The sequence below is a fragment of the Dactylosporangium sp. NPDC000244 genome (assembly GCF_040300725.1).
Lineage (GTDB): Bacteria > Actinomycetota > Actinomycetes > Mycobacteriales > Micromonosporaceae > Dactylosporangium.
Map to the genome: position 1 here is coordinate 43,891 of NZ_JBEPEH010000022.1, position 23,287 is coordinate 67,177.

Sequence of the window (23,287 nt, forward strand, 5' to 3'; positions counted from 1 at the left end):
CGTTGACATGAATTCGCGCGCGTACCGGATGGGCGCACGGGCCGACGCCGCGCGGCTCACCGGTGAGCGCATCATCCAGGCGCTGGTCTCGCTCTACCTGGAGCAGCCGCTCGACGACATCCGCCTCGGCGACGTCGCCGAGCGGGCCGGGGTCACCGTGCAGACCGTGATCCGGCGCTTCGGCAGCAAGGAAGGCCTGGTCGCCGCCGCGGTCGAGTCGGTCGCCGGGCAGGTCGCCGAGCAGCGCGGCACGGCGCGGCCCGGCGACACCGCCGACGTCGTGCGCGTGCTGGTCGAGCACTACGAGCAGGTCGGCGACCTGTCGCTCAAGCTGCTCGCGGACGAGCCCGCCTCCCCCGCCATCGGGCCGATCGCCGACACCGGCCGGCGGGTCCACCGCGATTGGTGCCGGACCGTGTTCGCGCCCACGCTCGCGCGCCTCGACGGCGACGAGCACCGGCGGCGGCTGGCCCAGCTGGTCGCCGTGTGTGACGTGTACGTCTGGAAGCTGCTGCGCCGCGACGCGGGCCTGAGCCGGGAGCAGACCGAGCTCGCCCTGCGCGAGCTGCTGAGCCCGCTCACCCAGGAGCCATAAGGAGCCCGGAAAGGAGCCCTGCCATGGCCACCGTCCTCGCCTACACCTCGCCCGCCAAGGGTCACGTCTTCCCGATGACCGCGATCCTGCTGGAACTCGCCGCCCGCGGGCACCGCATCGTCGTGCGCACGCTCGCCTCCGAGGTCGCCACCCTGCGCTCGCTCGGGTTCGACGCCGGCCCCGTCGACGAGCGGATCCCCGCCATCCGGGAACCGTCGCCGCAGCCCCGCGGCACGCTCGCCGCGCTGCGGGCCGGCATCACCGTGTTCGCCCAGCGGGCGCCGTTCGAGGCGGCCGACCTGCGGGCCGCGATCGAGCGGCACCGGCCCGACGTCGTGCTCGCCGACGTCAACGCCTGGGGGGCCCTCGCCGAGGCCGAGCGCTGGGCCGCCGGGCGGGCCGGGCGGCTGTTCGTGGAGGTGTTCCCGTACACCCCGGCGATTCCCTCGCGGGACGCCCCGCCGTTCGGGCCGGGGCTGCCGCCCGCCGCCGGGCCGCTCGGGCGGCTGCGCGACGCGGTGCTGCGGCCGCTGATCTTCGGCAGCCTGGAGCGGACCGTGCTGCCGCCGCTGAACATCGTGCGCCGCGAGGTCGGGATCGGCCCGGTCGCCGACGCCCGCGAGCTGTTCACCCGGGCCGCGCTCATGCTGGTCACGACGGCCGAGCCGTTCGAGTACCCGCGCCGCGACTGGCCCGAGCAGGCGGTGCTGGTCGGGCCGTGCGAGTGGGAGCCGCCGGTCGCCGAGCCCGAGTGGCTGGCCGCGGTGCGCGAGCCGATCGTGCTGGTCACGACGTCGTCGGAGGCGCAGGACGACGGGCGGCTGATCAGGGTCGCGCTCGAGGCGCTGGCCGGCGAGCCGTTCCACGTCGTCGCCACGATGCCGGCCGGCGTCGACGGGGCGTACACGTCCCGGGGCGGCCACCACGTCGAGGAGTTCGTCCCGCACTCGGCGGTCTTGGCGCGGGCCGTCGTCGCCGTCACGCACGGCGGCATGGGCGCCACACAGAAGGCGCTCGCGCGGGGCGTGCCCGTCTGCGCGGTGCCGTTCGGCCGCGACCAGCACGAGGTCGCCCGGCGCGTGGTGAGCGCCGGTGCCGGCTCGATGCTGCGACCGTCACGCCTGAGCCCGGAACGTCTGCTTGCCGCGATTGTTCAAGCCAGAGGTTGTACCGCAGCAGCCCAACGCATCCGCGACGCGTTCTCGGCCGCCGGCGGGGCCGCGGCCGCCGCCGACGCGATCGAGCGGAGGATTCCGGCGTCCGACCACGACGGTCTTGATCTCAACCCCGCTTGAGGTTCTACGGTCCACGGGTGTCAACGGAGCCGATCGCGCACCCGAATGACCTGCTCACCGTCGGGGAGGTCGCCACCCGCACCGGCGTCGCCCCCTCCGCGCTGCGGTTCTACGAGGCGGAGGGGCTCATCACGGCCGAGCGCACCCGCGGCAACCAGCGGCTGTACCGGCGGCACATGCTGCGGCGCATCGCGATCATCCTGGCGGCCCGGCGGCTCGGCATCTCCCTCGCCGACGTCGCGGAGATCTTCACGACCCTGCCCGCCGACGAGGCGCCGAGCCACCGGGAGTGGGTGCGGGTGTCGCGGCTGTGGAAGCGCGAGCTGGAGGACCGGCGGCGGTACATCATGAACCTCGAGCGGCAGCTCACCGCCTGCATCGGCTGCGGCTGCCTCTCGATGCGCCTGTGCGACCTGCTCAATCCCGACGACCGGCTCCGCGCGCGCGGCCCGGGACCGGTCCGGCTGCACGAGCCGAGCGGGCGGGACGATCCGGCGTGAGCTCAGGCGGGGCCGGCCCCGTGGACCTGCGTCGGCAGGGCCGCGACGACCGCGTGGTCGGCCGCGACGGCTCCCTTCGAGGCCCCGCCGGGCGAGCCGATCGCCGCGAAGAACTCGGCGTTGACGGCGACGTACCCGCCGAGCCCGGCGGGAAGGTCGTCCTCGAAGTAGATGGCCTCGACGGGGCAGGCCGGCTCGCAGGCGCCGCAGTCGATGCACTCGTCCGGCTGGACGTACAGCATCCGCTCCCCCTCGTAGATGCAGTCGATCGGGCACACGTCGAGGCACGCCTTGTCCATCACATCCACGCACGGCAGCGCGATCACGTAGGTCATGCCGCGGAGACTAGGAGCTCAACCACACTTGAGCTCAAGCACGATTCCGACGACGGGAGTTCCCCAAGTGCCGATGACACTGACCACCGAGCAGCTGGGCGATGTGCCGGACGTGAGCGCGGCGACGCTGGACGAGGTGCTCGCGCCCGACGCGTTCGGCGCCTTCGCCGCGCTCGGCGCGTCCGAGGAGGAGTTCATCCAGGCCGGCAACGTGTGGGAGGCCGGGCCGGCGTGCGCGGACTTCATTCAGGCGAACGGTTCCGACCCGTGGGTGCTGGAGTACCGCGAGGGCGGCCGGCTGTTCCGGGCCGAAGGACACGTCACGCTGGAGCAGGTGCGGCAGGCGTTCCGGTCGTACCTCTCCGGCGGGCCGGAGTGGCGCACGCTCGCCTGGAGCGGGATCTCGCTGTAGGAGCGCCCGGTCACGCCGCGGGGTACGCGAGCACGCCACCGGTGACGGCGACGTGCACCGCGGTGCCGATCGCGTGGGTGACGGTACCGTCGGCGCGGGCCTGCATGGTGCTGCCGTCGGGCAGTTCGAGGGTGAGCACCGTGTCGGCGCCGAGGAACTCGGCCGCGCGGACGGTCGCCTGGGTGCCTTCGGGGCTGAGCCGGAGCTGGTCGGGGCGGATGAAGACGTGCGCCTCGCCGTCCGGGCGGGGTTCGGCCAGCGGCAGCGGGCCGAGCGCGCATGCGGCCGTGCCCGCGGTGATCCGGGCGGGCAGGGTGGTGCCGGGTCCGAGCAGGCGGGCGGTGGCGAGGTCGGCCGGGCGGGCGTAGACGTCGCGGGCCGGGCCGGTCTGGGTGAACGTGCCGCCGGTCATGACGGCGACCTGGTCGGCCATCGACAGCGCCTCGGCCTGGTCGTGGGTGACGAGCAGGGTCGTCACCCCCTCGGCGCGCAGCGCGTTCGCGACCGCCGTGCGGGTCGCGGCGCGCAGGGCGGTGTCGAGGGAGGAGAAGGGCTCGTCGAGCAGGACCAGGGCGGGCCGGCGGGCCAGCGCCCGGGCGAGGGCCACGCGCTGCTGCTGGCCGCCGGAGAGCTCGTGCGGGTGGCGGCGGGCGAGGGCCGGGTCGAGGCTCACCAGCTCCAGCAGTTCGGTGACCCGCGCCTTGGCGTTCGCGGTGCGGCGGGTGAGGCCGTAGGCGATGTTGGCGTACACCGTCAGATGAGGGAACAACGCGCCCTCCTGGGCGACGTAGCCGATGTCGCGCCGCTCGGGTGGCAGGCCGCGGCGGCCGGCGGTGACCTCGCGGCCGGCGATGGCGACGGTGCCGGCGTCGGGGCGGTCGAAGCCGGCGACGAGCCGCAGCAGGGTCGTCTTGCCGCAGCCGGACGGGCCGAGGATGGCCGTGGTGGTGCCCGCGGCGACGTCGAGGGCGGCGCCGGTCAGGACCGGGACCCGGCCGTAGCGCTTGTGCAGGCCGCGGATCGACAGGGCGCTCATGAGGTTCCCTTGGTGGACTGGCGCAGCAGGAGGTACGCGGCCGGCACCGACAGCAGGATCAGGCCGACCGCGTACGGCGCGGCGCGCGGGTAGTCGATCTCGGACGTGGCTGACCAGAACTCGGTCGCGAGGGTGCGGGTGCCGGTCGGGGCGAGCAGGAGCGTCGCGGTCAGCTCGGTGGACACGGCGAGGAACACGAGCGCGGCGGCGGCCAGGATGCCGGGGGCGGTGAGCGGCAGCGTCACGCGCCGGAACGTGTCGAGCGCGGTGCGGCCCAGGGCGCGCGAGGCCTCGTCGAGGGCGGGCGGGGCCTGGCCGATCGCCGAGCGCAGGCTCACCATCGCGCGGGGCAGGAACAGCATGACGTACGCCGCGACCGCGAGGGCCGTCGTCTGGTACAGCGGGCGCGTGTACCGGATCGCCGCGCTGACCAGCGCCAGCCCGACGACGACGCCGGGCACCGCGCTGGCCAGGTAGGTGCTGCGCTCCAGGACGGTGGTCAGGCCGCCGCGGTGCCGGACCGCGAGCCAGGCCAGCGGAAAGCCGGCGACGACGGCGACCGCGGCCGCGAGCGCGCCGAGCCGGGCGGTGCTCCCGAGGGTCGGCAGCAGCACGCCGGGCGCCCACGCGTCGGCGGTGGTGAAGGTGAGCCAGTGCCCGACGCTGTACGCGGGCACGCCGATCGCCAGCCCGAGCAGCCCGAGCAGGGCCAGCAGCACCGGCCCGGTCCACGGGCCGAGGCTCGCCCGGACCGCGGGGCGGGGTGCGCCGGCGCCGAGGCGGGCGGTGCGGGCCCGGCCGCGGACCAGCACCTCGAGCGTCACGAACGCGAGGCAGCACAGGACGAGGACGGCCGCGAGCACGTTCGCGGCGGTGGAGGCGAAGGTGGACTGGTACTGCGCGATGATCGCGGTCGCGAAGGTCGGATAGCGCAGCTGCTCGATCGCGCCGTACTCGGCGAGCAGGTGCAGCGCGACGAGCAGCGCCCCGCCGAGCAGGGCCGGGCGCAGGCGCGGCAGCGCGACCCGGGCGAACACGGCCACGGGCCCCGAGCCGAGGGAGCGGGCGCTCTCCTCGGCCGCGGGGTCCAGGCCACGCACCGCCGCCGCCACGGGCAGCAGCACGAACGGGTAGTACGACAGCGTCGCCACGAGCGTCGAGCCGGCGAGCCCGTGCAGGCCGGGCCGCACGGTGATCCAGGCATAGCTGTTGATGAACGCCGGGATCGTCAGCGGGGCCGACAGCAGCGCGAGCCAGGCCGAGCGCCCCGGCAGGGAGGTGCGCTCGACCAGCCACGCCAGCGCGGTCCCGAGCACCATGCAGCCCGCGGTCGCGGTGGCGCACAGCGCCAGGGTGTTGCCCAGCAGCTCGGCGATGAGCGGCCGGAACACCAGCGGCCGGATGCCGGCCCAGCCGACCTGGGCCGTGTAGAACGCGATGTACAGCAAGGGGATCGCCGCGAACACCGCGACCGGGACACAGAGCGCGAGCAGGCGCGGCGACGGCTTCACCACCGGATCAGATGAGCCCGGCCGTCGTCATCAGGTCGACGACGCTCTTGCTGTTGAGCTTGGACGGGTCGACCTTCGGCGCACCGAGCCCGGCGAGGGGCTTGAGCGCGGCGTTGGAGGCGACGTCCTTGCCGACGGAGTACTCGAAGGAGGTGCCGCTCGCGAGCGCCGTCTGGGCCTCCTTGCCGGTGATGAAGTTCACCAGCGCCTGGGCCTCGGCCGGGTGCTTGCTGGACTTGAGCACGCCGCCGCCGGAGATGCTCACGAACGCGCCCGGGTCGCCGTTGCCAAAGAAGTGCAGCTTGACGTTGGTGCTGTTCTCCTTGGTCTTGGCCTGGTCGCCGTACCAGTAGTAGTGGTAGATGATCGCGGTGGCCGCGGTGCCGGCGTTGACCGCCTTCATCGCCGCGGTGTTGCCGGTGAACGCCTGCCCGTTGGCCTTGAGCGCGGCGAGCCAGGCGCCGGTCGCCTGGGCGCCCTTGAGCTCGAGCATCGCGCTGACGATGGCCTGGAAGTCGGCTCCCTTGGGCGCCGCGCCGTAGCGGTTCTTCCACTTCGGGTCCTGCATGTCCATGATCGACTTCGGCAGGTCCGCCTCGCCGATCAGGGTGGGGTTGTACGCCAGGACGGTCGACCGCGCCGCGATGCCGACCCACTTGCCGGTCGACGGCGCGTACTCGGCCGGCACCTGGGCGAGGGTCGCCGGGTCGATGGGCGCGAACAGGCCCGCGTTCTCGACCAGCGACATCGCCGGGGAGTTCTCGGTGAGGAACACGTCGGCGGGCGAGGCGGCCCCCTCGGCGACGAGCTGGTTGCCCAGCTCCAGGTCACTGCCCTGGCGGATCTGCACCTTGATGCCGGTCTTGGCGGTGAACGCCTCGACCCAGGCCTTGGCCACGGTGTCGTGCTGGGCGTTGTACAGCGTCAGGGTCACGTTGCGGTCCAGCGGGGCGCCCGACGACGGCGCGGCGGCCGGCTCCGCCGCGTCGTTCCCGCAGGCGGCGAGCAGCGTGAGCACCGCGGGCACGGCGAGCAGCGACAGTATGCGGGCACGGTTGATCAGCACAGAGGCGTCCTTCGGTCAGGTTAGGCTTGCCTAAACAACCCTGCCGGTGCTTCCATACAGCTCCAACCCCCCAAAATGAGGGAGTCGCCGGTCATGCCCACCCGGGCCGTGCTGCTCGTCGACGATCACCGCGTGTTCGCCGACGCGCTCGCGTTCGCCCTCGACGCCCAGCCGGACCTGCGCTGCGTGGCGGTGGCCGGCTCGGTCCGCGGCGCCTTCGAGGCCGCCGAAGGCTGCGCGTTCGACGTGGCCATCGTGGACCTGAACCTGCCCGACGGCGGCGGCCTCACGGTCGTCGGCCACCTGCGCTCGCTGCGGCCGGAAGCCCAGCTCATCGTCCTGACCGGCCACGACCAGCCCGGCCTCGCCGACCGGGCCCGCCGAGCCGGGGCCGACGTGTTCCTGCCCAAGGACGACGCCCTGCGCAGTGTCCTCGACGCGATCCGCGGCGCCGCCGCGCCCCCGCAACCGGTCCCCCGGCTCAGCCCGCGCGAGTCACAGGTGCTGGCGCTGCTCGCCGCGGGCCGGCCCGCCCCCCGCATCGCGAGCGAGCTGGAGCTGTCCGTGCACACCGTGCGCGACTACCTCAAGACCATCCGTGCCAAGCTCGGCGTCCAGTCCCAGCTCGACGCGGTGCTGGCCGCCGACCGGCTCGGCCTCGTGGCCCGCGCGGACCGGTTCCGATGAGGGTGCACCTGCTGCGCCACGCCGCGATCGCGGGCCTCGCCGCCGCCGTCGTCACGGTCGCGGCCCTGGCCGGCGCCTGGCGCACCGGCCGCCAGCAGTCCGGCCGCGACGCCACCCAGGTGTCGAAGACCGTCGCCGACGCGGTGATCGGCAGCCTCTCCGAGTACGACTTCGCGAAGCCCACCGGCTTCGACCGCACCGAGGTCATGGACCGCCTGGCGCCGTTCCTGCGCTCGGGCACGCTCTACCGGGTCAAGCTCTGGATCGTCTGCGGCGACCACGCCCGCATCGTCGTGTCCGACGTGCCCGGCCTGGAGGGCACGCGACGGCCCCGCGACGCCGAGCCGCTGCGCTCGATCGGCTCGGGCGAACTGCGCAGCCGCGACGTGCCGGACGACGGCGAGCACCGCTACGAGAGCGGCCGGCGCCGCTCGCTGCAGGAGGCGTTCCTGGACTTCCGCGACGCCGGGGGCCACGCGATGAGCCTGGAGGCGTACGTGCCGGTCGACTCCGGCGACGCCGCCGCCCGGGCGGTCGCCACCCAGCTGCCGCTCCTGCTCGGCGGGGTGCTCGGCCTCGCCCTGGCCACCCTCCCGCTGAGCCTGGCCGCGGCCCGCCGGGCCCGCCGCCACGCCGAGCACGGGGCCGCCCTGGCCGCCGTGGCGCTGACCGCGGCCGACCGGGAGCGCCGCGAGCTCGCCCAGCGCCTGCACGACGGCCCGATCCAGCAGCTGGCCGCGGCGAACGTGGTGCTGTCGGTGGACCCGTCGACGCCGCTGGCCCGCACCATCGTCCGCGACAGCATCCGGGAGCTGCGCACGCTCACCGACGACGTGCTGCCGCCGGAGCTGACCGCGGCCGACCTGGCGACACGGCTGCCGGGCCTGCTGCGCGCCGCGGTGCCGGAGCCGATCGCGCTCGACGTGCGCATCACGGGCGCCGCGGCCCTCACCGACGAGCGGGCGCTGCTGCTCGCCCGCGCCGCCCGCGAGCTGGTCCGCAACGCCGTGCGGCACGGCCGGCCGAGCACGGTCACCGTCACGCTCGCCCTCGCCGACCCACTGCGGCTGGCCGTCCGCGACGACGGCGCGGGCTTCGACCCGCGGCGGCCGGCGGGGCCGGGCCACTTCGGTCTCGCGCTCACCGCCCAGGCCGTCGCCGCCGCGGGCGGCTCGTTCGCGATCCGCTCACGCCCGGGCGGGGGCTGCTCGGCAACGATACGCCTGGATGCCGAGGCCACCGATCCGCGCGGCGTCCAGGCGCCCGAAATCCGCTAGAGTGCTGGTATGCCGACGGTGCCGCGGGGATACGTGCCCGGCCGGAGCGCGCTCATCCGGCCCGATGCAGACCCCGGGCCGCGTCAGGCGAACCCGCCGACCGGCGGGTTCGGGCGGCTGATGCGGGTCCTGGAGGTGCCGCTGCTCCTGATCGGCCCGTTCCTGGTCTTTGCCGCCGCCTTCCTCGCCACCGGCGAGCCCACAACCAACCGGTGGATCATGGCTGCCGCCGGGGTCGGGGTCACCGTGTCGTGCGCGCGGCTGCATCGGTTCGAGTCGCGGCTGGACGAGCAGGCCCGGCGGGACCAGCACCGGCTCGAGACGGCCGGGGTCCCCGCGACCGCCGAGATCACGGCCGTGCGACCCGCGTCGCTGGGCGAGGAGAGCGGGATCGAGCTGAGCCTGCTGATCAGCGGGCCCGGGTTCGAACCGTTCACGTCCGCCTCGCAGTGCAAGGACGACCCGGCCCTGAAGGTCGGAGCACGCCTCAACGCCGTGGTCGACCCGGCCGACGGTCTGTACGCGATCGTGCCCTGACCCCGCGACGCCTGACGGTTCACAGGTCGCGGGCGCGGCCGTCGGCGGCGAAGCCCTCCGCGGCCGCCACGAGCCGCTCGAGGAACTCGGCGAGGCCGGCGCCGACGACCGTGACGCCGGGGCCGCGGTACACCCCGTCGAGGTAGTCGGCGTCGCGCAACCGGAACACGCGGCCGTCCGTGACGGCGACGGCGAGCCGGTCACCGTCGCCGGTGCCACCGAACACGATCACGGCGGCGACCCCGGCGATGCGGGCCGCGGTCAGCTCGTCGGCGCGGTGCAGGAACAGCCCGTTGCCGACGCCGGGCAGCGTGACCGGGCCGGCCGCTTGCAGCAGCGCGACGAGGTCCCCGGGTGTCGAGGGCAGGCGCTCACGCAGCCGGGCGAGCGCCGCCTCGGGTTCCGGGGGTCCCGCGCCGGGCCCGGCGGCCGCACGCAGGCGCGCGCCCCATGGCGCGGTCAGGGGATCAGGGCGACTTTGCCGCCCGGGTGGCCGCTGCGCACGAGCTCGATCGCCGCGAGGGCCTCGGCCAGCGGGAACGTCTTGGCCACCGGCACGACGAGGCGGCCCTCGGCGGCCCAGCCGAGCAGGCGGGCGCGGACGCTGTCACGGTACTCGGCGCTGTCCGGCAACGCCCCGGCGATCGCCCGGATGCCGGCGTCGCGCGCCCGGTCCGACGGGACGATCGTGACCGCGCGGCTCGCGTCCGGCAGCAGCTGCGCCACGGAGTCGACGGCCTCGTCGGTGCCGACGGTGTCGATGACCGCCGCGACCCCGTCCGGCGCGGCCGCCCGCACCCGGCCGACCAGCCCGGGACCGTAGGCGATCGCCTGCGCCCCGGCCCGGCGGAGCAGGTCGAAGTTGCGCTCGCTCGCGGTACCGATGACGGAGACGCCCTTGAGGCGAGCCTGCTGCAGCACGCTGATCCCGACCGCGCCGGACGCGCCGTGCACGAGCACCGTCTCGCCCGCCGCGGCGCGCACGACGTGCAGGGCCTCCGCCGCCGTGGTCCCGGCGAGCAGCAGGTTCGCCGCGGCCGGGAAGTCCAGCGCCTCGGGCTTGGCGAAGACGTCCTTCGCGGGGACGGTGACCTGGGAGGCGTACCCCCCGTTGATCCGGAACGCGACAACCGCATCGCCGGGCGCACCACCCCCGGACGCGATCTCGGTGTCCGGCCCGATCGCGCTGAGCACCCCGGCGACCTCGTAGCCGATCGGCAGTGGCAGCTCGCGGGCGACCCCGCGGGCGGCGGCGATGTGCTTGTAGTCGGCCGGGTTCACCCCCGCGGCCCGCACGTCGATCGTCACCTCGCCCGCCTGCGGGGGCCGGACGTCGGTCTCGACGAGCGTGAGCACCTCGGGCCCGCCGTAGTCGGGCGCGATCCATCGCAGAGCCATTGGTTCTCCCTACCCCGTCAGTGCGCGAGCAACCCGGCCCGGCGCAGGATCGGCAGGACGCCCTCGCCGAAGTGGTACGCCTCTTCCAGGTGTGGCTGCCCGGACAGGATGAAGTGGTCGATGCCGAGGTCATGGTACTCACGGATGCGCTCGGCGACCTCGGCGTGGCTGCCCACGAGCGCGGTCCCGGCCCCGCCGCGGACGAGCCCGTAGCCGGCCCAGACGTTCGGGTACACCTCCAGCCGGTCGCGCCGGCCGCCGTGCAGGGCCGACATGCGCTGCTGGCCCACCGACTCCCCCGCGGCGAACCCGCTCTGCACCTGCGCCACCCGCTCGTCGCCGATGCGGTCGAGCAGGCGCCCGGCCTCGGCCCACGCGGCCTCGGCGCTGTCGCGGCTCAGCACGTGGAAGCGGATGCCGAAGGACAGCGTGCGCCCGGCCTCGGCGGCCAGCTTGCGCATCCGCTCGAGCCGCTCGGCGATCTGCGGCGGCGTCTCACCCCACGCGAGGTAGGTGTCGACGTGCCGGGCCGCGACCCGCTCCGCCGCCGGGCTCGCCCCGCCGAAGAAGATGGCCGGCGGCCGCCACGGCTCGAACGGGATCCGGGCCTGCTCGACCCGGTAGTGCGCGCCGGTGAAGTCGAACGGCTCCGGGGCGTCGCTGACCCCGCGCAGCACGGCGAGGAAGTCGTCGGTGCGGGCGTAGCGCTGGTCGTGGTCGAGATGGTCGCCGAAGCGCCGCTGCTCGACCGGGTCGCCGCCGGTGACGATGTTGAGCAGCAGCCGCCCGCCGGAGATCCGCTGGAAGGTGGCGGCCTGGTGCGCGGCGAGGGTGGGCGTGACCAGGCCGGGGCGGAAGGCGACGAGGAACTTGAGCGTCTTCGTCACCTGGGTGAGCGCCGCCGTGGTGATCCAGGCGTCCTCGCACCAGGTGCCGGTCGGGGTGAGCACCGCCTCGAAGCCGAGCTGCTCGGCCGAGCGCGCGATCTGCCCGAGGTAGTCGATGCCCGGCCGCCGGAACCCCTCGGCGACGGCGCCCAGCGTGTGCTGCGACCCGTCCCCGGATCCGACGATGTCCCGGCTGTCGCCGTTGGTCGGCAGATACCAATGCAGGTGAATGCCCATACCCCATATTATCCACTGGTTTGATAGACAACAACGGTCGCGGATCTTGGTCGGGTGTCGTAGGCTCGCGGCTCGTGACGATTGAATTCGCTGCTGAGACCCCCGAGACGCTGTCCGCCGAGCCGGCCGAGGAGCCGGGCGCCGGGCCGGCCGTCATGTATACCGCGTACTTCTCCGCCATCGACGAGCTCGTCGAGCACATCCGCGCCGCCGAGGTGCTCAACCTCGGCTTCCGCGTCGAGTCCTACCTGGTCACGCCCGAGGACGCGCCGGACACCACCCAGGTCGAGTTCGAGTTCACGCTGCTGAGCGAGCTGCCGGCCCGCGACGAAGAGCGCGACTGACCTTCATCGCCGCCGGACGGCCGTGCAGCACGCGACCACGGGCGCGACTGAACCTCAGCGGCGCCCGATGGCCGTGAAGAACGTGACCGCGGCCAGGAACGGACCCTCGGCGAGCCGGCCCAGCCAGGCGCGGCCGGCTCGCCGAGGGCGCGGGACGCATCAGCACGACGATGCCCGAGGCGAGCCGGCGACGTGCGTCCACAGTCGACACGCAGGCCGAGCCGCGCTGCGTAGCCGCCGCTGACGCCACCCGAACCCGAGCGCCCGAGTCCAGGATCCCCGGGTTCAGGCCTCGGTGATGTCCAGCACCGTGTCGAGGCCGGTCACGGCCAGGATGCGGCGCAGGTTGTGGTCCGGGCCGCGCAGGCTGAACCGCCGGCCCGCCAGATGTGCCGCCTTGTGCGCGCGGATCAGCGACGCGAGGCCCGACGAGTCCGTGAAGCCGACGCGCGACAGGTCGGCCGTGACGGCCGGCGCGCCCTCGTCGTAGGCCCGCTGGACGGCCGCGCCGAAGCGCGCCGCGGTGTGGTAGTCGAGGGCGCCGGCCACGGTGAGCAGGACGCCTCCGGCCGCGTCGGCCCCGGCGGTCACGGTGAGCGTCGCCTGCGAGTCGGCCTGCTGGTTCTCGGCCATGTACGTCCTCGTCGTCCCCATCTTGCCCTGCGCTGCGGCGCCAGCCTAACGCGCCAACCTGGGATCCGCTGAGTTGCGTCCCACCGCCCGACCGGAGGCGCCGGGCGGCGGGATGCCTACACTCGCGCCGTCGAACCCCGCGGGAGGAGAACCGGTGCCTGGAGCGAACCGTGACTCGGCCACGACGCAGTACGAGCGGCTCCGCGGTGAGATCGTCGCCGGCGGGCTCGCGCCGGGCACGGTGCTGCTCGAGACGGTGCTCGCCGAGCGGCTCGGGGTGTCGCGCACGCCGGTGCGGGAGGCGCTCGCGATGCTCGAGCGCGACGGGCTGCTGGAGCGGGACCGGCGCGGCTACCGGGTGCGGACCCGCAGCCCCGAGGAGCTGCTGGAGATCTACGAGGCCCGGATCGCGCTGGAGTCCACGTGCGCGGCCGGGGCGGCCGGGCGGCGCTCCGACCTCGACCTCGCGCGGTTGCGGCACCTGACCGGGGAGGCGGCGGCCGCGACCGATCCGGTCCGGCTGCGTGAGCTGCAGGCGGGCTGGCACCGGGCGCTGCGGGCGGCGGCGGGCAACGCCACCATCATCGACCTGCTGGAGCGGCTGGACTCGCTGCTGGCGGTGTACGACGCGGACGAGCCGACCCTCGCCGACCGGGACGTCGCCGCGCGGGAGCACGCGCGGATCGTGGCGGCGGTCGCGGCCGGCGACGCCGAGGAGGCGCGGCGGGCCACCATCGCGCATCTCGACCGCTCGCGCGAGGCCCGCCTGGCCAAGCTGGCCACCCGCCTCTGACCAACCGAGCCGCGAGCTAACGAGCCGAGCAGCAAGAAACGTCACAGGGCGGAGCCCCTTGCCGCCGTGTCGACGCGTGTATACGCTCGGCCCGAATTCCTAGCAAGCATGTCTGAATACTGGAGTTAGCATGATCCGCAGTAGGCTGGTCGTGGCCGCGGCGTCGGTGACGCTGCTGGCCGCGTGCGGCACGTCCGAGTCACCCGGCGACGCCGGGGCCGCCGGTGCACCGGTGCGCGGCGGCACCGTCGTGTTCGCCACCGATGTCGAGCCCACGTGCCTCGACCCCGCCGCGCCGAGCCAGATCGCCACACAGATCCTGCAGCGCAACGTGTACGACTCCCTGGTCTTCCAGGACGCGAAGGGCGCCTTCCACCCGTGGCTGGCCAGCTCCTGGGACGTGTCCGCGGACGGCAAGAGCTACACGTTCCACCTGCGCGACGGCGTGACGTTCCACGACGGCACCAAGTTCGACGCGGCCGCGGCCAAGGCCACCTTCGACCACTTCGTCGACCCGGCCACCAAGGCGCCGCTCGCCGGCTCGCTGCCCTTCGACTCGGCGACGGCCACCGATCCGAGCACGCTCGTCGTCCAGCTCAAGTCGCCGTTCGCCCCGTTCCTGCAGCTGGTGTCGTTCTCCGTGCTCGGCATCCAGTCCCCCGCGGCCCTGGCGAAGGGCCAGGCCGCCCTCTGCGCGGGCGGGCCGGGCGCGGCCGTGGGCACCGGCCCCTTCACCACCGCCGCGTACACCAAGGGGCAGAGCCTCTCCTTTGCGCGGTACGACACGTATGACTGGCCACCGGAGGGCTCCGCGCACCAGGGCGCGGCCTATCTCGACAAGGTCGAGGTCCGCTTCCTGCCCGAGAACGCGATCCGGGTCGGCGCGGTCAGCAGCGGCCAGGCCCAGCTCGCCGCGAACGTCCCGCCGGTGACGGCGGCCGCGTTCGAGGGCGCCGGCGGGGTGCGCGTGCTCAGCGCGGCCGCGGCCGGGACGCCGTTCACCGCCTACCTCAACACCAAGCGGGCCCCGTTCGACGACGTCAAGGTGCGCCAGGCGTTCCAGCGCGGCATCGACATCGAGAACATCGTGAAGTCCGTGTACGCGGGCCGGTTCCCGCGGGCGTGGAGCCCGCTCACGCCGAGCACGCCGTACTCGTACGACAGCAGCCTCGAAAACAGCTGGCCGCAGGACCTGGCCCTCGCCAACCGGCTCCTCGACGAGGCGGGCTGGAGCCAGAAGGACGCGCAGGGCTTCCGGGTCAAGGACGGCAGGCGCCTGAGCGCCGTGTGGGTGCAGAACAGCACCGTCATGCGCGAGCAGCGCGACGTGACCGCCCAGGCGATCGCGGACAACGCGAAGAAGCTCGGCTTCGAGGTGACGGTGCAGGGCCTGGACGCGGGCACGTTCACCGCCCGCGCCAAGGCCGGTGACTACGACATCACCGACCAGAGCAACCAGCGCGCCGACCCGGACATGCTCTACAACGTGTGGTCGTCGAAGTTCGCGGCGAGCAAGGGCGGGGCGAACTACGCCAACGTCGACGACCCGCGGGTGGACGCGTGGCTGGCGCAGGGCACGACGGCGCTCAAGCAGGAGGACCGGCCGGCCGCCTACCAGCCGCTGCAGCACTGGGTCATCGACAACGCCGCGGCGGTGCCGATCTACGTGCCGCAGTACCTGCTCGGCGCGTCCAACGCGGTCCAGGGCGTGCAGTTCACGGTCTCGGGCTACCCGGACTCCTTCTACACCGTGTGGCGGACCAAGTGAGTGCCGAGGTGAGCGCCGAGTTCGACGCGTGGCTGGCCGAGCGCGCCGAGGAGGTCGCGGGCCCGGCCGGCCACACCGCCCTGACCGGCACCCACCCGGTCGCCGAGCCGCTGGTCATCGACGGCGTGCCCGGCGTCTGGGACGTGCGCGACGGCAGGCTGGTCGTCACCGTCGGCGACGGCGAGCACCTGACCCGCAACGGCGAGCTGTTGCGCGGCACCACGCCGGTCGAGGGCGACCTCGAGGCGCCCGGCGTCACCATCCGCACGTTCGTGCGCGACGACGGGCCGGTGGTGCGCACCTACGAGCACGCCGCGCCGGGCCGGCTCGGGTTCGGCGGCATCGACCGCTTCCCGTACGACGCCCGCTGGCGCGTCCCGGCCGCGTTCGAGCCGTTCGCCGAGCCCGCGGCGATCCCGGTCGCCTACCAGCGCGACGACGTGGTCCGCGCGCACGTCGTGCCGGGCGAGCTGTCGTTCACCCTGGACGGCACCGAGCACCGGGTCCGGGCGTTCGCGGGCCACGGCGGGCTGTGGTTCGTGTTCGCCGACGCCACCACCGGGGTGAGCACGTACCGGCCGGGGCGGTTCGTGGAGGCCCTGGCGGTGACGGACGAATACGCCGACGGATTCGCGGTGGACTTCAACCGCGCGTACCTGCCGCCGTGCGCGTTCTCGGACTGGTACAACTGCCCGCTCCCGCCCCGGGAGAACATCCTGTCGACCGCGGTCGAGGCCGGCGAGCGGGCGGTGCGGGGCCGTGGCCGTCCGGCGTGACGGCCGCCGGTTCGCCCGCCGGGCGCTGATCGCCGTGGTGCAGCTGTGGGGGGCCGCGACGCTGTGCTTCGCCACGCTGCACCTGATCCCCGGCGACCCCGTCGACATCGTCATGGGCAACCAGGCGCTGGTCTCGCCGGAGCTCAAGGAGCGGGTGCGGGCCGAGTACGGCCTCGACGACCCGGTCCTCGTGCAGTACGCGCGGCTGCTCGGCCACCTGGTCCGCGGCGACCTGGGCACCTCCTACCAGCTCCAGCGGCCGGTCTGGGGCGCCCTGGCCGAGCAGGTGCTGCCCACCGTCCAGCTGGCCGGGGCGGCGCTGCTGCTCGCGGTCGCGCTGGCGGTGGGCGCGGCGGTGCTCGTGCCGGAGCGCAGCCGCGCCGCCCGGGCGCTCTTCTCCGGGCTGGAGATGGTGGCGGTGTCGCTGCCGCAGTACTGGCTGGGCATCCTGCTCATCACGTTCCTCTCGCTGCGCTGGCACCTGTTCCCGGTCATCGAGGCCGGCACGCTGCGCAGTCTCGTGCTGCCCGCGGTCGCGGTGGCGCTGCCGATCGCCGGCACCCTCGCGCAGGTGCTGCGCGAGGAGATGGACACGGCACTCGCCCAGCCGTTCGTGGCCGCGGCCCGGGCCCGGGGCGCCGGCGCGCTGGCCGTGCGGACCGGGCACGCGCTGCGGCACTGCCTGATCCCGGCCACCACGCTCACCGGCTGGTTCGTCGGGAGCCTGCTCGGCGGCTCGGTGCTCATCGAGCAGGTCTTCGGCCGGCCCGGGCTCGGGCAGGTCGCGCTGACCGCGGTCACGAACAAGGACCTGCCGATGGTCACCGGGGTCGTCATGCTGGCCGCGGCCGTGTACGTCGTGGTGAACCTCCTCGTCGAGGCGGCCTACCTCGTCATCGACCCGAGGGTGCGCCGCGATGAGGGCTAGGACGATCGTCGCCGCGCTGGTCGTGCTGGCCGTCGCCGCCGCGGCGCTGTGGCCGCAGCTGTTCACCGGCCACGACCCGAACGCGACCGATCCCCTCGCGTCGTTCCGCCCGCCGGGGGCCGGCCACCCGTTCGGCACCGACCAGCTCGGCCGGGACCTGTTCGCCCGGGCCGTCTACGGCGCCCGGCACTCGCTGCGGATCGCGGCCGGGGCCACCCTCGTCGCGCTCGTCGTCGCCGTGCCGGTCGGCATCCTGGCCGCGCTCGGCGGGCGGTTCGCCGACACCGTCGTCACACGGGTGCTCGACGTGCTGCTGTCGTTCCCGGCGCTGCTGCTCGCCCTCGGCGTCGTGACGGTCGCGGGGCGGGGCGAGCTCAGCCTGCTGCTCGCGATCGGGCTGGCCGACATGCCCGGCTACGCCCGGCTGCTGCGCTCGCGGCTGCTCGTGGTGCGCGAGGCCGGATACGTCGAGGCGGCCACCGGGCTCGGCGTCGGGCCGTGGACCTCGCTGCGGCGGCACATCCTGCCCAACGCGGCCGGGCCGCTGCTCGTCACCGCCACGCTCGGGCTCGGCGTGGCCATCATCTTCGCGTCCGGGCTGAGCTTCCTCGGCCTCGGCACCCAGCCGCCGACCCCGGAGTGGGGCGCGATGCTGGCCGAGGGCCGCTCGACGCTCGCCGTCGCCTGGTGGGCCGGGGTCTTCCCGGGCCTGCTCATCACCGTGACCGCGGTCGCCGTGACCGTCCTCGGGCGCGATCTGCGCCGGCGAGTGTAAGGAGAACCCCCACGTGCCACAGGATCGATACGGGCAGACAGATCGATACGGGCAGACGGTGTCCACCGCCGACCCGGACGCGGCCGCCGCCTACTTCGCGGCCGTGGACCAGTACCTGGCCCTGGACGACACCGCCGTCGACACCTTCGCCCTGGCCGTCGAGCTCGACCCCGGATTCGCCGCGGCGCACCTCGGCCTCGGCCTGAGCCTCGCGTCGGCGGGCCGCGACCCGGAGGCCCGCGAGGCGTTCACCGCCGCCGCCCGGCTGCGCCGCGAGGGACACCGCACGAGCGAGCGCGAGGCCCGGCAGATCGACCTCGTCACCGCGCCGCCGCGCACCCTCGCCGCCTACGCCGAGCACCTGGAGCGGCACCCGGGCGACCTGCTCGTGCTCGGGTTCGCCGCGGGGCTGCTCAGCGGCCGCCGGATCGCCGCCGGGACCGGGCGCGACGGCGTGCTCGCGCTCGCGGCGCCGTCGGTGGCCGCGTTCCCGGGCGACTGGGCGCTGGCCGGGATCTGCGCGCTGGAGCTGGAGGAGGCCTGGGAGTTCGCCGCGGCCGAGCGGGCCGCCGAGCTCTCGCTGCTGCACCGGCCGGACAACCGCGCGGCCTGTCACGGGTACGTCCACGTCCTGCACGAGACCGGCCGCCTCGACGCCGTGGAGTCGTTCCTGGGCGGCTGGTTCGCCACCCGGCACCCGCGCTCGCCGCTGCAGACGCACCTACGCTGGCACCACGCGCTCGTCGCGCTCGAGCACGACGACGCCGAGGCCGGCCTGCGCCGCTACCACGCCGCCATCGACCCCGGCGTGTCGGCCCGGCGCACCACCCTCGTCGACGCCGCCGCGGTGCTGTGGCGGCTGCACCTCGACGGGCACGACGGGCTGCCGTGGGGCCCGGTCGCCGCGCTGGCCCGGGCCCAGCTGGCGGCCCCGCGCGGCGCGCTGTTCGACGTGCACGCCGCGCTCGCGTTCGCCGCGGCCGACCGGGCCGGGCTGGTGCGGTTGCGCGCCGCCTGGCTCGCCGAGACCGACCGGCCCAACCGCGGCGTCGTGCTCGCGGTCCTGGACGGCATCGCCGCCCACGCGGAGGGCCGGTTCGACGCGGCCGCCGAGCACCTCGGCGGTGTGCTGGCCGCGGTGAGCCTTGTCGGCGGGAGCCGGCTGCAGCAGGACATCGTCGTGGACACGCTGTGCGACGCGCTGGCCCGCGCCGGGGACCCGGGCCGGGCCGCCGACATCCTCGCCGACCGCCGGCACCGGCGCCGCTCGCGGCGCGACGAGCGCTGGATCGCCGAGCTGCGCGGGGCAGTCCCGGCAAAGGCGATCCCGGCATGAGCCCGGTCCTGGAGGCCGAGGACCTGCGGGTCGCGTTCCGCACGCGGCACGGCGTCGTCGAGGCGGTGCGCGGGATCGGCTTCACCCTCCACAAGGGACAGTGCCTGGCGATCGTGGGCGAGTCCGGGTCCGGCAAGAGCGCGACCGCCCGCGCCCTGCTCGGCCTGGCCGGGCCGGCCGCGACCGTCACCGCCGCGACCCTGCGCCTGGCCGGCCGGGACCTCATCGGGCTGACCGAGGGCCAGTGGCGGGGGCTGCGCGGCCGGGACGTCGGCCTCGTCCCGCAGGACGCGCTCGGCTCGCTCAACCCGCTGCACCGGGTGCGGGCCGACGTCGGCGAGCCGCTGCGCCGGCACCGGCTCCTGCCCCGGGCGCTGCGGGCCGGGCGAGTCGTCGAGGCCCTCGCGGACGCCGGGGTGCCCGAGGCCGGGGTGCGGGCCGAGCAGTACCCGCACCAGCTCTCCGGCGGCCTGCGCCAGCGTGCGCTCATCGCCGCCGCGGCCGTGGCCCGCCCGCCGGTGCTCATCGTGGACGAGCCGACCACCGCCCTGGACGTGACCGTGCAGGCGCAGGTGCTGGCGCTGCTCGAGCAGCGCAAGGCCGACGGCACCGCGCTGCTGATGATCAGCCACGATCTCGCCGTGGTGGCCCGGATGGCCGAGCACATCCTCGTCATGCGCGACGGCGTGGTGGTCGAGTCCGGCCCGCCCGCCGAGGTCCTCGGCGCCGCCCAGCACCCCTACACACGCCAGCTGCTCGCCGCCGTCCCCACCGGCCGCCCGCGCCGCGAACCGGGCGACTCCCCCGGGCCCGTGCTGCTGGAGGCGCGCGGGATCGGCAAGCGGTACCGCCGCCCGGACGGCACCGACCAGCACGCCGTGCGCGAGGTCTCCTTCACCGTCGCCGCCGGCCGGACCCTCGGCGTCGTCGGCGAGTCCGGCTCCGGCAAGAGCACCGTGGCCCGCATCGCGATGGGGCTGCTGCGCCCCGACGAGGGCGAGGTCCGCTTCGCCGCCGGGCCCTGGAGCGAGGGGCCGGAGCGGCAGCGGCGCCCGCACCGGGGCCGGATCCAGCTCATCCAGCAGGACCCGCTCGGCGCCTTCGACCCGCGCTTCAGCGCCGGCGACGTCATCGGCGAGGGGCTGGCGGCGCTCCGCGACCGTGCTGCGCGGCGGGCGCGGGTCGCGGAGCTGCTGGAGACGGTCGGCCTCGCCCCGGAGCTCGCCGCGCGGCGCCCGGCCGAGATGTCCGGCGGCCAGCGCCAGCGGGTCGCGATCGCCCGGGCGCTGGCGAGCGGCCCCGAGCTGCTGGTCTGCGACGAGCCGGTGTCGGCGCTGGACGTGTCGATCCAGGCGCAGATCCTCGAGCTGCTGGCGCGGCTGCAGGCCGAGCGGGGCCTGGCGATGCTGTTCATCTCGCACGACCTGGCCGTCATCCGGCAGATCAGCGACGAGGTCCTGGTCATGAAGGACGGCGTGGTGGTCGAGCGCGGACCGGCCGACGACGTGTTCGAGCGGCCCGCCCACCCCTACACGCGCCGGCTGCTCGACGCCGTTCCGACGCTGCCGGTGTACGGCTAGAGCCGCCCCGACGCGATGACCCGGGCGAGGAACTGGCGGGTCCGCGGCTCGCGCGGGTCGCCGAGGACCTGCTCCGGCGGCCCCTGCTCGACCAGCGCGCCGCCGTCGAGGAAGCACACACGGTCGGCGACCTGCCGGGCGAAGCCCATCTCGTGCGTCGCCAGCAGCATCGTCATCCCGTCGCCGCGCAGCTCCCGCACGAGCGCCAGCACCTCGCCGACGAGCTCGGGGTCCAGGGCCGAGGTGACCTCGTCGAGCAGCAGCAGCCGCGGGGTGTTCATGAGGGCGCGGACGATCGCGACCCGCTGCTGCTGGCCGCCGGAGAGCCGGTCCGGGTAGGCGCCCGCGAGGTCGGCCAGGCCGATGCGGCCCAGCAGCGCCATCGCCCGGTCGCGGGCCTCGGCCGGCGGAACCCGGTGCACACGCCGCGGGGCGAGGGTCACGTTGGCCAGCACCGTCATGTGCGGGAACAGGTTGAACGCCTGGAACACCATGCCGATGCGGCGCCGGACGCGGTCCGGGTCGGCCCGCGGGTCGGTGACGTCCTCGCCGTCGAGGCGAATGACGCCGTCGTCGACCGGTTCGAGCAGGTTGACGCAGCGCAGGAGCGTCGACTTGCCGGAGCCGCTGGCCCCGATGAGCGCGACCACCTCGTGCTCGGCGACGTCGAGCGAGACGCCGCGCAGCACGTGCCGCTCGCCGAACACCTTGTGCACCCCGGCGACGGACAGGACCGCGGTCACAGGGTCACCTCCCCGGACTGGCGGCGGGCGGCCCGGACGGTCACCCAGTCGGTCACGGCGACGAGCGGGATCGCCAGCAGGACGAAGAGCACGCCGGCGACGATGTACGGCGTGTAGTCGTACGACACCGATGTCTGGATCTGCGCGGCGCGGATGGCGTCGACCGGCCCGGCCAGGGAGATGAGCCCGACGTCCTTCTGCATCGCGACGAGGTCGTTGAGCAGCGGCGGGGCGACGCGCCGGACGGCCTGGGGCAGCACGACGTGGCGCATCGTCTGGCGGTACGTCAGCCCGAGCGACCGCGCCGCCGCGCGCTGCGACGGATGGACCGACTCGATGCCGGCCCGGAACACCTCGGCGATGTAGGCGCCGTAGGTCAGCACCAGCGCCGCGCCGCCGAGCACGAGGACGGAAGGCGTGCCGCTCAGGCGCAGCCCGGGCACCCCGAACGCGAACACGTAGATGGTGATGATCAGGGGCAGGCCCCGGAAGGTGTACGTGTAGCCGTTCGCCAGGGCCCGCAGCGGGAAGAACACGGGCCGCCGCAGCGTGCGCAGCGACGCGATGCCGAGCCCGAGCACCAGCGCGCCGACCGCGCAGAACACCAGCAGCTCGATGTTGAGCCACAGCCCGTCGAGCACCGCGGGAAGCGCGGCGCGGGCGGTGTGCAGGTCGAAGAAGCTCTCCCGCACCCGCTTCCAGCCGGGCGCGCCGGTGATGCCGGCGAGCAGGAGCACGCCGACGACGCCGGTGGAGACGGCGGCGACCGCCACCGACAGGATCGTCTGCCGGCGGCGGTACGCCTCCCGCTCCCGCTGCACGGGAGACTTCTCGAACAGGTCCATCACGCCAGCGTCGGTGCGCCCTGGGTCGCCGACAGCCACTGCTGCTCCAGCTTCTCGAGCGTGCCGTCGGCCCGCAGCGCATCGACCGCGCCGCTGACGCAGCCGGTGAGCGGCGAGCCCTTGTCGAGCACGAGCCCGAACTGCTCCGGCGTGCCCGAGACCTGCGGCAGCTGCCCGACGATGACCGCGTCGTCGATCTCGGCACCGGTGATGTAGAAAGCGGTCGGCAGGTCGACCACGAGCCCGTCGATCTGGCCGTTCTGCAGCGCCTTCTTGGCGTCGTCGTTGTTGTTGTACACCGAGGGCTGCTGCGCCGGCTTGACCACCTCGGTGATGGAGCGGTAGCTGGTGGTGCCGACCTGGGCCCCGAGCCTGGCTCCCTTGAGGTCAGCGAGGCCCTTGGCCCCCGCGATCTTCGAGCTCTTGAGCGCGATGACGGTCTGCGTGACGTCGTAGTACGGCGAGGAGAAGTCGACCGCCTGCTTGCGCTCGTCGGTGATGGAGAACTCGTTGATGTCGAAGTCGAACGCCTTCTTCCCGGGCGCGATCGCGTTGTTGAACGTGACCCGCGCCCAGGCGACCTGGTCCTTGCCGTAGCCGAGCTTCTCCGCCACGGCGTAGGCGACCGCGGACTCGAAGCCCTGCCCGGACTCGGGCTTGTTGTCGGCGAACCACGGTGGGTAGACCGGATCGTCGGTGCCGACCGTGAGCTTGCCCGAGGCGACGGTCTTGAGCCGGGCCGGGGCGCAGGAGCCGGCGGCGCTCGCCCCGGCGGAGGCGGCGGCTGCCGCAGTGTCTTCGTCGGCGGGCGCGCAGCCGGCCAGCACGGCCAGGGCCCCGGCGAGCCCGGCGGCGACGAGAAGGTTCACGGGACGCATGGCGGCGATCATAGCTATAAACCCGATAGGAATAGCAGCCTTGTGCCGCCGATCACGAACCGTGCTGGAGCCACCGACGGCGCTCTCCGGCCGGCTCTACCTGCCGGGCGAGGTG

Annotated in this window: 26 protein-coding genes; 15 read left to right on the top strand and 11 right to left on the bottom strand. The window is 74.5% G+C overall.

Annotated features, from left to right (window positions below; all coding sequences use genetic code 11):
- Positions 1-7: 7 nt before the first annotated feature.
- Genes ABT369_RS29590 through soxR form a run of 3 tightly spaced genes read left to right on the top strand, consistent with a single transcriptional unit; the run spans position 8 to position 2,390 of the window.
- Positions 8-595 carry a TetR/AcrR family transcriptional regulator gene (locus ABT369_RS29590; RefSeq protein ID WP_350616828.1) on the top strand — a complete coding sequence of 196 codons (588 nt, stop codon included), beginning with the start codon at positions 8-10 and terminating at the stop codon, positions 593-595.
- A 23-nt stretch (positions 596-618) separates the two neighbouring features.
- Complete coding sequence (locus ABT369_RS29595) at positions 619-1,890, top strand: glycosyltransferase (RefSeq protein ID WP_350616829.1); 1,272 nt, start codon at positions 619-621, stop codon at positions 1,888-1,890.
- Positions 1,891-1,907: 17 nt separating this feature from the next.
- Entirely contained in the window at positions 1,908-2,390 is a 483-nt protein-coding gene (soxR, locus tag ABT369_RS29600) for a redox-sensitive transcriptional activator SoxR (RefSeq protein ID WP_350616831.1), read from the top strand.
- Positions 2,391-2,392: 2 nt separating this feature from the next.
- Here soxR and fdxA read toward each other — a convergent pair whose 3' ends face one another.
- Complete coding sequence (gene fdxA / locus ABT369_RS29605; RefSeq protein ID WP_350616832.1) at positions 2,393-2,725, bottom strand: ferredoxin; 333 nt, start codon at positions 2,723-2,725, stop codon at positions 2,393-2,395.
- A gap of 67 nt (positions 2,726-2,792) precedes the next feature.
- Here fdxA and ABT369_RS29610 point away from each other — a divergent pair, with 67 nt between their 5' ends.
- Entirely contained in the window at positions 2,793-3,137 is a 345-nt protein-coding gene (locus ABT369_RS29610) for a hypothetical protein (RefSeq protein WP_350616834.1), read from the top strand.
- 10 nt (positions 3,138-3,147) lie between these two features.
- Here ABT369_RS29610 and ABT369_RS29615 read toward each other — a convergent pair whose 3' ends face one another.
- The 3 genes from ABT369_RS29615 to ABT369_RS29625 are packed head-to-tail and all read right to left on the bottom strand — an operon-like array spanning position 3,148 to position 6,750.
- Positions 3,148-4,173, bottom strand: coding sequence for an ABC transporter ATP-binding protein (locus ABT369_RS29615; protein WP_350616836.1), 1,026 nt, complete (start codon positions 4,171-4,173; stop codon positions 3,148-3,150).
- Complete coding sequence (locus ABT369_RS29620) at positions 4,170-5,684, bottom strand: ABC transporter permease (RefSeq protein ID WP_350616838.1); 1,515 nt, start codon at positions 5,682-5,684, stop codon at positions 4,170-4,172. Before ABT369_RS29620 ends, ABT369_RS29615 begins: the two co-directional genes overlap by 4 nt.
- Before the next feature lie 7 nt (positions 5,685-5,691).
- Complete coding sequence (locus ABT369_RS29625) at positions 5,692-6,750, bottom strand: iron ABC transporter substrate-binding protein (protein WP_350616840.1); 1,059 nt, start codon at positions 6,748-6,750, stop codon at positions 5,692-5,694.
- Between the two features lie 93 nt (positions 6,751-6,843).
- On the opposite strand from ABT369_RS29625, the gene ABT369_RS29630 reads away from it, so the two are divergent.
- Genes ABT369_RS29630 through ABT369_RS29640 form a run of 3 tightly spaced genes read left to right on the top strand, consistent with a single transcriptional unit; the run spans position 6,844 to position 9,251 of the window.
- On the top strand, positions 6,844-7,437 hold the full coding sequence (locus tag ABT369_RS29630) for a response regulator (protein WP_350616841.1): 594 nt from the start codon (positions 6,844-6,846) through the stop codon (positions 7,435-7,437).
- A complete protein-coding gene (locus ABT369_RS29635) occupies positions 7,434-8,714 on the top strand; it encodes a sensor histidine kinase (RefSeq protein ID WP_350616842.1) in 1,281 nt (426 codons plus the stop codon). The genes ABT369_RS29630 and ABT369_RS29635 overlap by 4 nt, the downstream gene beginning before the upstream one ends.
- 9 nt (positions 8,715-8,723) lie before the next feature.
- The gene (locus ABT369_RS29640) at positions 8,724-9,251 is read left to right on the top strand and encodes a hypothetical protein (protein ID WP_350616844.1); all 528 of its coding nucleotides are present in this window, start codon (positions 8,724-8,726) and stop codon (positions 9,249-9,251) included.
- A gap of 19 nt (positions 9,252-9,270) precedes the next feature.
- Here the strand turns inward: ABT369_RS29640 and ABT369_RS29645 are convergent, their stop codons facing one another.
- From ABT369_RS29645 to ABT369_RS29655, 3 genes are all read right to left on the bottom strand, one after another.
- Positions 9,271-9,483 carry a hypothetical protein gene (locus ABT369_RS29645; protein ID WP_350616845.1) on the bottom strand — a complete coding sequence of 71 codons (213 nt, stop codon included), beginning with the start codon at positions 9,481-9,483 and terminating at the stop codon, positions 9,271-9,273.
- A 227-nt stretch (positions 9,484-9,710) separates the two neighbouring features.
- On the bottom strand, positions 9,711-10,649 hold the full coding sequence (locus ABT369_RS29650; protein WP_350616846.1) for a quinone oxidoreductase family protein: 939 nt from the start codon (positions 10,647-10,649) through the stop codon (positions 9,711-9,713).
- 17 nt (positions 10,650-10,666) lie between these two features.
- Positions 10,667-11,773, bottom strand: a complete 1,107-nt coding sequence (locus ABT369_RS29655; RefSeq protein ID WP_350616848.1) for an LLM class flavin-dependent oxidoreductase — start codon at positions 11,771-11,773, stop codon at positions 10,667-10,669.
- 74 nt (positions 11,774-11,847) lie between these two features.
- Between ABT369_RS29655 and ABT369_RS29660 the strand changes: the two genes are divergently transcribed.
- Positions 11,848-12,117: a hypothetical protein gene (locus ABT369_RS29660; protein ID WP_350616850.1), complete on the top strand. Its 270-nt coding sequence runs from the start codon at positions 11,848-11,850 to the stop codon at positions 12,115-12,117.
- Between the two features lie 285 nt (positions 12,118-12,402).
- On the opposite strand, the gene ABT369_RS29665 is transcribed toward ABT369_RS29660, so the two are convergent.
- Positions 12,403-12,771, bottom strand: a complete 369-nt coding sequence (locus tag ABT369_RS29665) for an STAS domain-containing protein (protein WP_350616851.1) — start codon at positions 12,769-12,771, stop codon at positions 12,403-12,405.
- Positions 12,772-12,904: 133 nt separating this feature from the next.
- On the opposite strand from ABT369_RS29665, the gene ABT369_RS29670 reads away from it, so the two are divergent.
- The 7 genes from ABT369_RS29670 to ABT369_RS29700 all read left to right on the top strand — a co-directional run bounded on the left by ABT369_RS29670 (position 12,905) and on the right by ABT369_RS29700 (position 20,706).
- Positions 12,905-13,543: a GntR family transcriptional regulator gene (locus ABT369_RS29670; protein ID WP_350616853.1), complete on the top strand. Its 639-nt coding sequence runs from the start codon at positions 12,905-12,907 to the stop codon at positions 13,541-13,543.
- 130 nt (positions 13,544-13,673) lie between these two features.
- Positions 13,674-15,311 (top strand): ABC transporter substrate-binding protein, encoded by a 1,638-nt coding sequence (locus ABT369_RS29675; protein WP_350616855.1) that lies wholly within the window; start codon positions 13,674-13,676, stop codon positions 15,309-15,311.
- Positions 15,312-15,319: 8 nt separating this feature from the next.
- Positions 15,320-16,087, top strand: a complete 768-nt coding sequence (locus ABT369_RS29680; protein WP_350616856.1) for a DUF1684 domain-containing protein — start codon at positions 15,320-15,322, stop codon at positions 16,085-16,087.
- Positions 16,071-17,015, top strand: a complete 945-nt coding sequence (locus tag ABT369_RS29685; RefSeq protein WP_350616857.1) for an ABC transporter permease — start codon at positions 16,071-16,073, stop codon at positions 17,013-17,015. Before ABT369_RS29680 ends, ABT369_RS29685 begins: the two co-directional genes overlap by 17 nt.
- Positions 17,005-17,790: an ABC transporter permease gene (locus ABT369_RS29690; RefSeq protein ID WP_350616859.1), complete on the top strand. Its 786-nt coding sequence runs from the start codon at positions 17,005-17,007 to the stop codon at positions 17,788-17,790. Before ABT369_RS29685 ends, ABT369_RS29690 begins: the two co-directional genes overlap by 11 nt.
- Before the next feature lie 13 nt (positions 17,791-17,803).
- Positions 17,804-19,126 carry a tetratricopeptide repeat protein gene (locus ABT369_RS29695; protein WP_350616860.1) on the top strand — a complete coding sequence of 441 codons (1,323 nt, stop codon included), beginning with the start codon at positions 17,804-17,806 and terminating at the stop codon, positions 19,124-19,126.
- Positions 19,123-20,706, top strand: coding sequence for a dipeptide ABC transporter ATP-binding protein (locus ABT369_RS29700; RefSeq protein WP_350616861.1), 1,584 nt, complete (start codon positions 19,123-19,125; stop codon positions 20,704-20,706). Before ABT369_RS29695 ends, ABT369_RS29700 begins: the two co-directional genes overlap by 4 nt.
- Here ABT369_RS29700 and ABT369_RS29705 read toward each other — a convergent pair.
- Genes ABT369_RS29705 through ABT369_RS29715 form a run of 3 tightly spaced genes read right to left on the bottom strand, consistent with a single transcriptional unit; the run spans position 20,703 to position 23,172 of the window.
- A complete protein-coding gene (locus ABT369_RS29705; protein WP_350616863.1) occupies positions 20,703-21,449 on the bottom strand; it encodes an amino acid ABC transporter ATP-binding protein in 747 nt (248 codons plus the stop codon). The two genes, ABT369_RS29700 and ABT369_RS29705, sit on opposite strands and share 4 nt — an antisense overlap.
- Complete coding sequence (locus ABT369_RS29710; RefSeq protein ID WP_350616865.1) at positions 21,446-22,294, bottom strand: amino acid ABC transporter permease; 849 nt, start codon at positions 22,292-22,294, stop codon at positions 21,446-21,448. Before ABT369_RS29710 ends, ABT369_RS29705 begins: the two co-directional genes overlap by 4 nt.
- Complete coding sequence (locus tag ABT369_RS29715) at positions 22,294-23,172, bottom strand: ABC transporter substrate-binding protein (RefSeq protein WP_350616867.1); 879 nt, start codon at positions 23,170-23,172, stop codon at positions 22,294-22,296. Before ABT369_RS29715 ends, ABT369_RS29710 begins: the two co-directional genes overlap by 1 nt.
- Positions 23,173-23,287: the final 115 nt, after the last annotated feature.

Bases quoted from the DNA above. Each gene is read 5' to 3' on its own strand.
- ABT369_RS29715 (WP_350616867.1), bottom strand. From the start codon at position 23,172: ATGCGTCCCGTGAACCTTCTCGTCGCCGCCGGGCTCGCCGGGGCCCTG.
- ABT369_RS29650 (WP_350616846.1), bottom strand. From the start codon at position 10,649: ATGGCTCTGCGATGGATCGCGCCCGACTACGGCGGGCCCGAGGTGCTC.
- ABT369_RS29630 (WP_350616841.1), top strand. From the start codon at position 6,844: ATGCCCACCCGGGCCGTGCTGCTCGTCGACGATCACCGCGTGTTCGCC.
- ABT369_RS29675 (WP_350616855.1), top strand. From the start codon at position 13,674: ATGATCCGCAGTAGGCTGGTCGTGGCCGCGGCGTCGGTGACGCTGCTG.
- ABT369_RS29590 (WP_350616828.1), top strand. From the start codon at position 8: ATGAATTCGCGCGCGTACCGGATGGGCGCACGGGCCGACGCCGCGCGG.
- ABT369_RS29615 (WP_350616836.1), bottom strand. From the start codon at position 4,173: ATGAGCGCCCTGTCGATCCGCGGCCTGCACAAGCGCTACGGCCGGGTC.
- ABT369_RS29700 (WP_350616861.1), top strand. From the start codon at position 19,123: ATGAGCCCGGTCCTGGAGGCCGAGGACCTGCGGGTCGCGTTCCGCACG.
- ABT369_RS29710 (WP_350616865.1), bottom strand. From the start codon at position 22,294: ATGGACCTGTTCGAGAAGTCTCCCGTGCAGCGGGAGCGGGAGGCGTAC.
- ABT369_RS29690 (WP_350616859.1), top strand. From the start codon at position 17,005: ATGAGGGCTAGGACGATCGTCGCCGCGCTGGTCGTGCTGGCCGTCGCC.
- ABT369_RS29640 (WP_350616844.1), top strand. From the start codon at position 8,724: ATGCCGACGGTGCCGCGGGGATACGTGCCCGGCCGGAGCGCGCTCATC.
- ABT369_RS29665 (WP_350616851.1), bottom strand. From the start codon at position 12,771: ATGGGGACGACGAGGACGTACATGGCCGAGAACCAGCAGGCCGACTCG.
- ABT369_RS29595 (WP_350616829.1), top strand. From the start codon at position 619: ATGGCCACCGTCCTCGCCTACACCTCGCCCGCCAAGGGTCACGTCTTC.
- fdxA (WP_350616832.1), bottom strand. From the start codon at position 2,725: ATGACCTACGTGATCGCGCTGCCGTGCGTGGATGTGATGGACAAGGCG.
- ABT369_RS29655 (WP_350616848.1), bottom strand. From the start codon at position 11,773: ATGGGCATTCACCTGCATTGGTATCTGCCGACCAACGGCGACAGCCGG.
- ABT369_RS29635 (WP_350616842.1), top strand. From the start codon at position 7,434: ATGAGGGTGCACCTGCTGCGCCACGCCGCGATCGCGGGCCTCGCCGCC.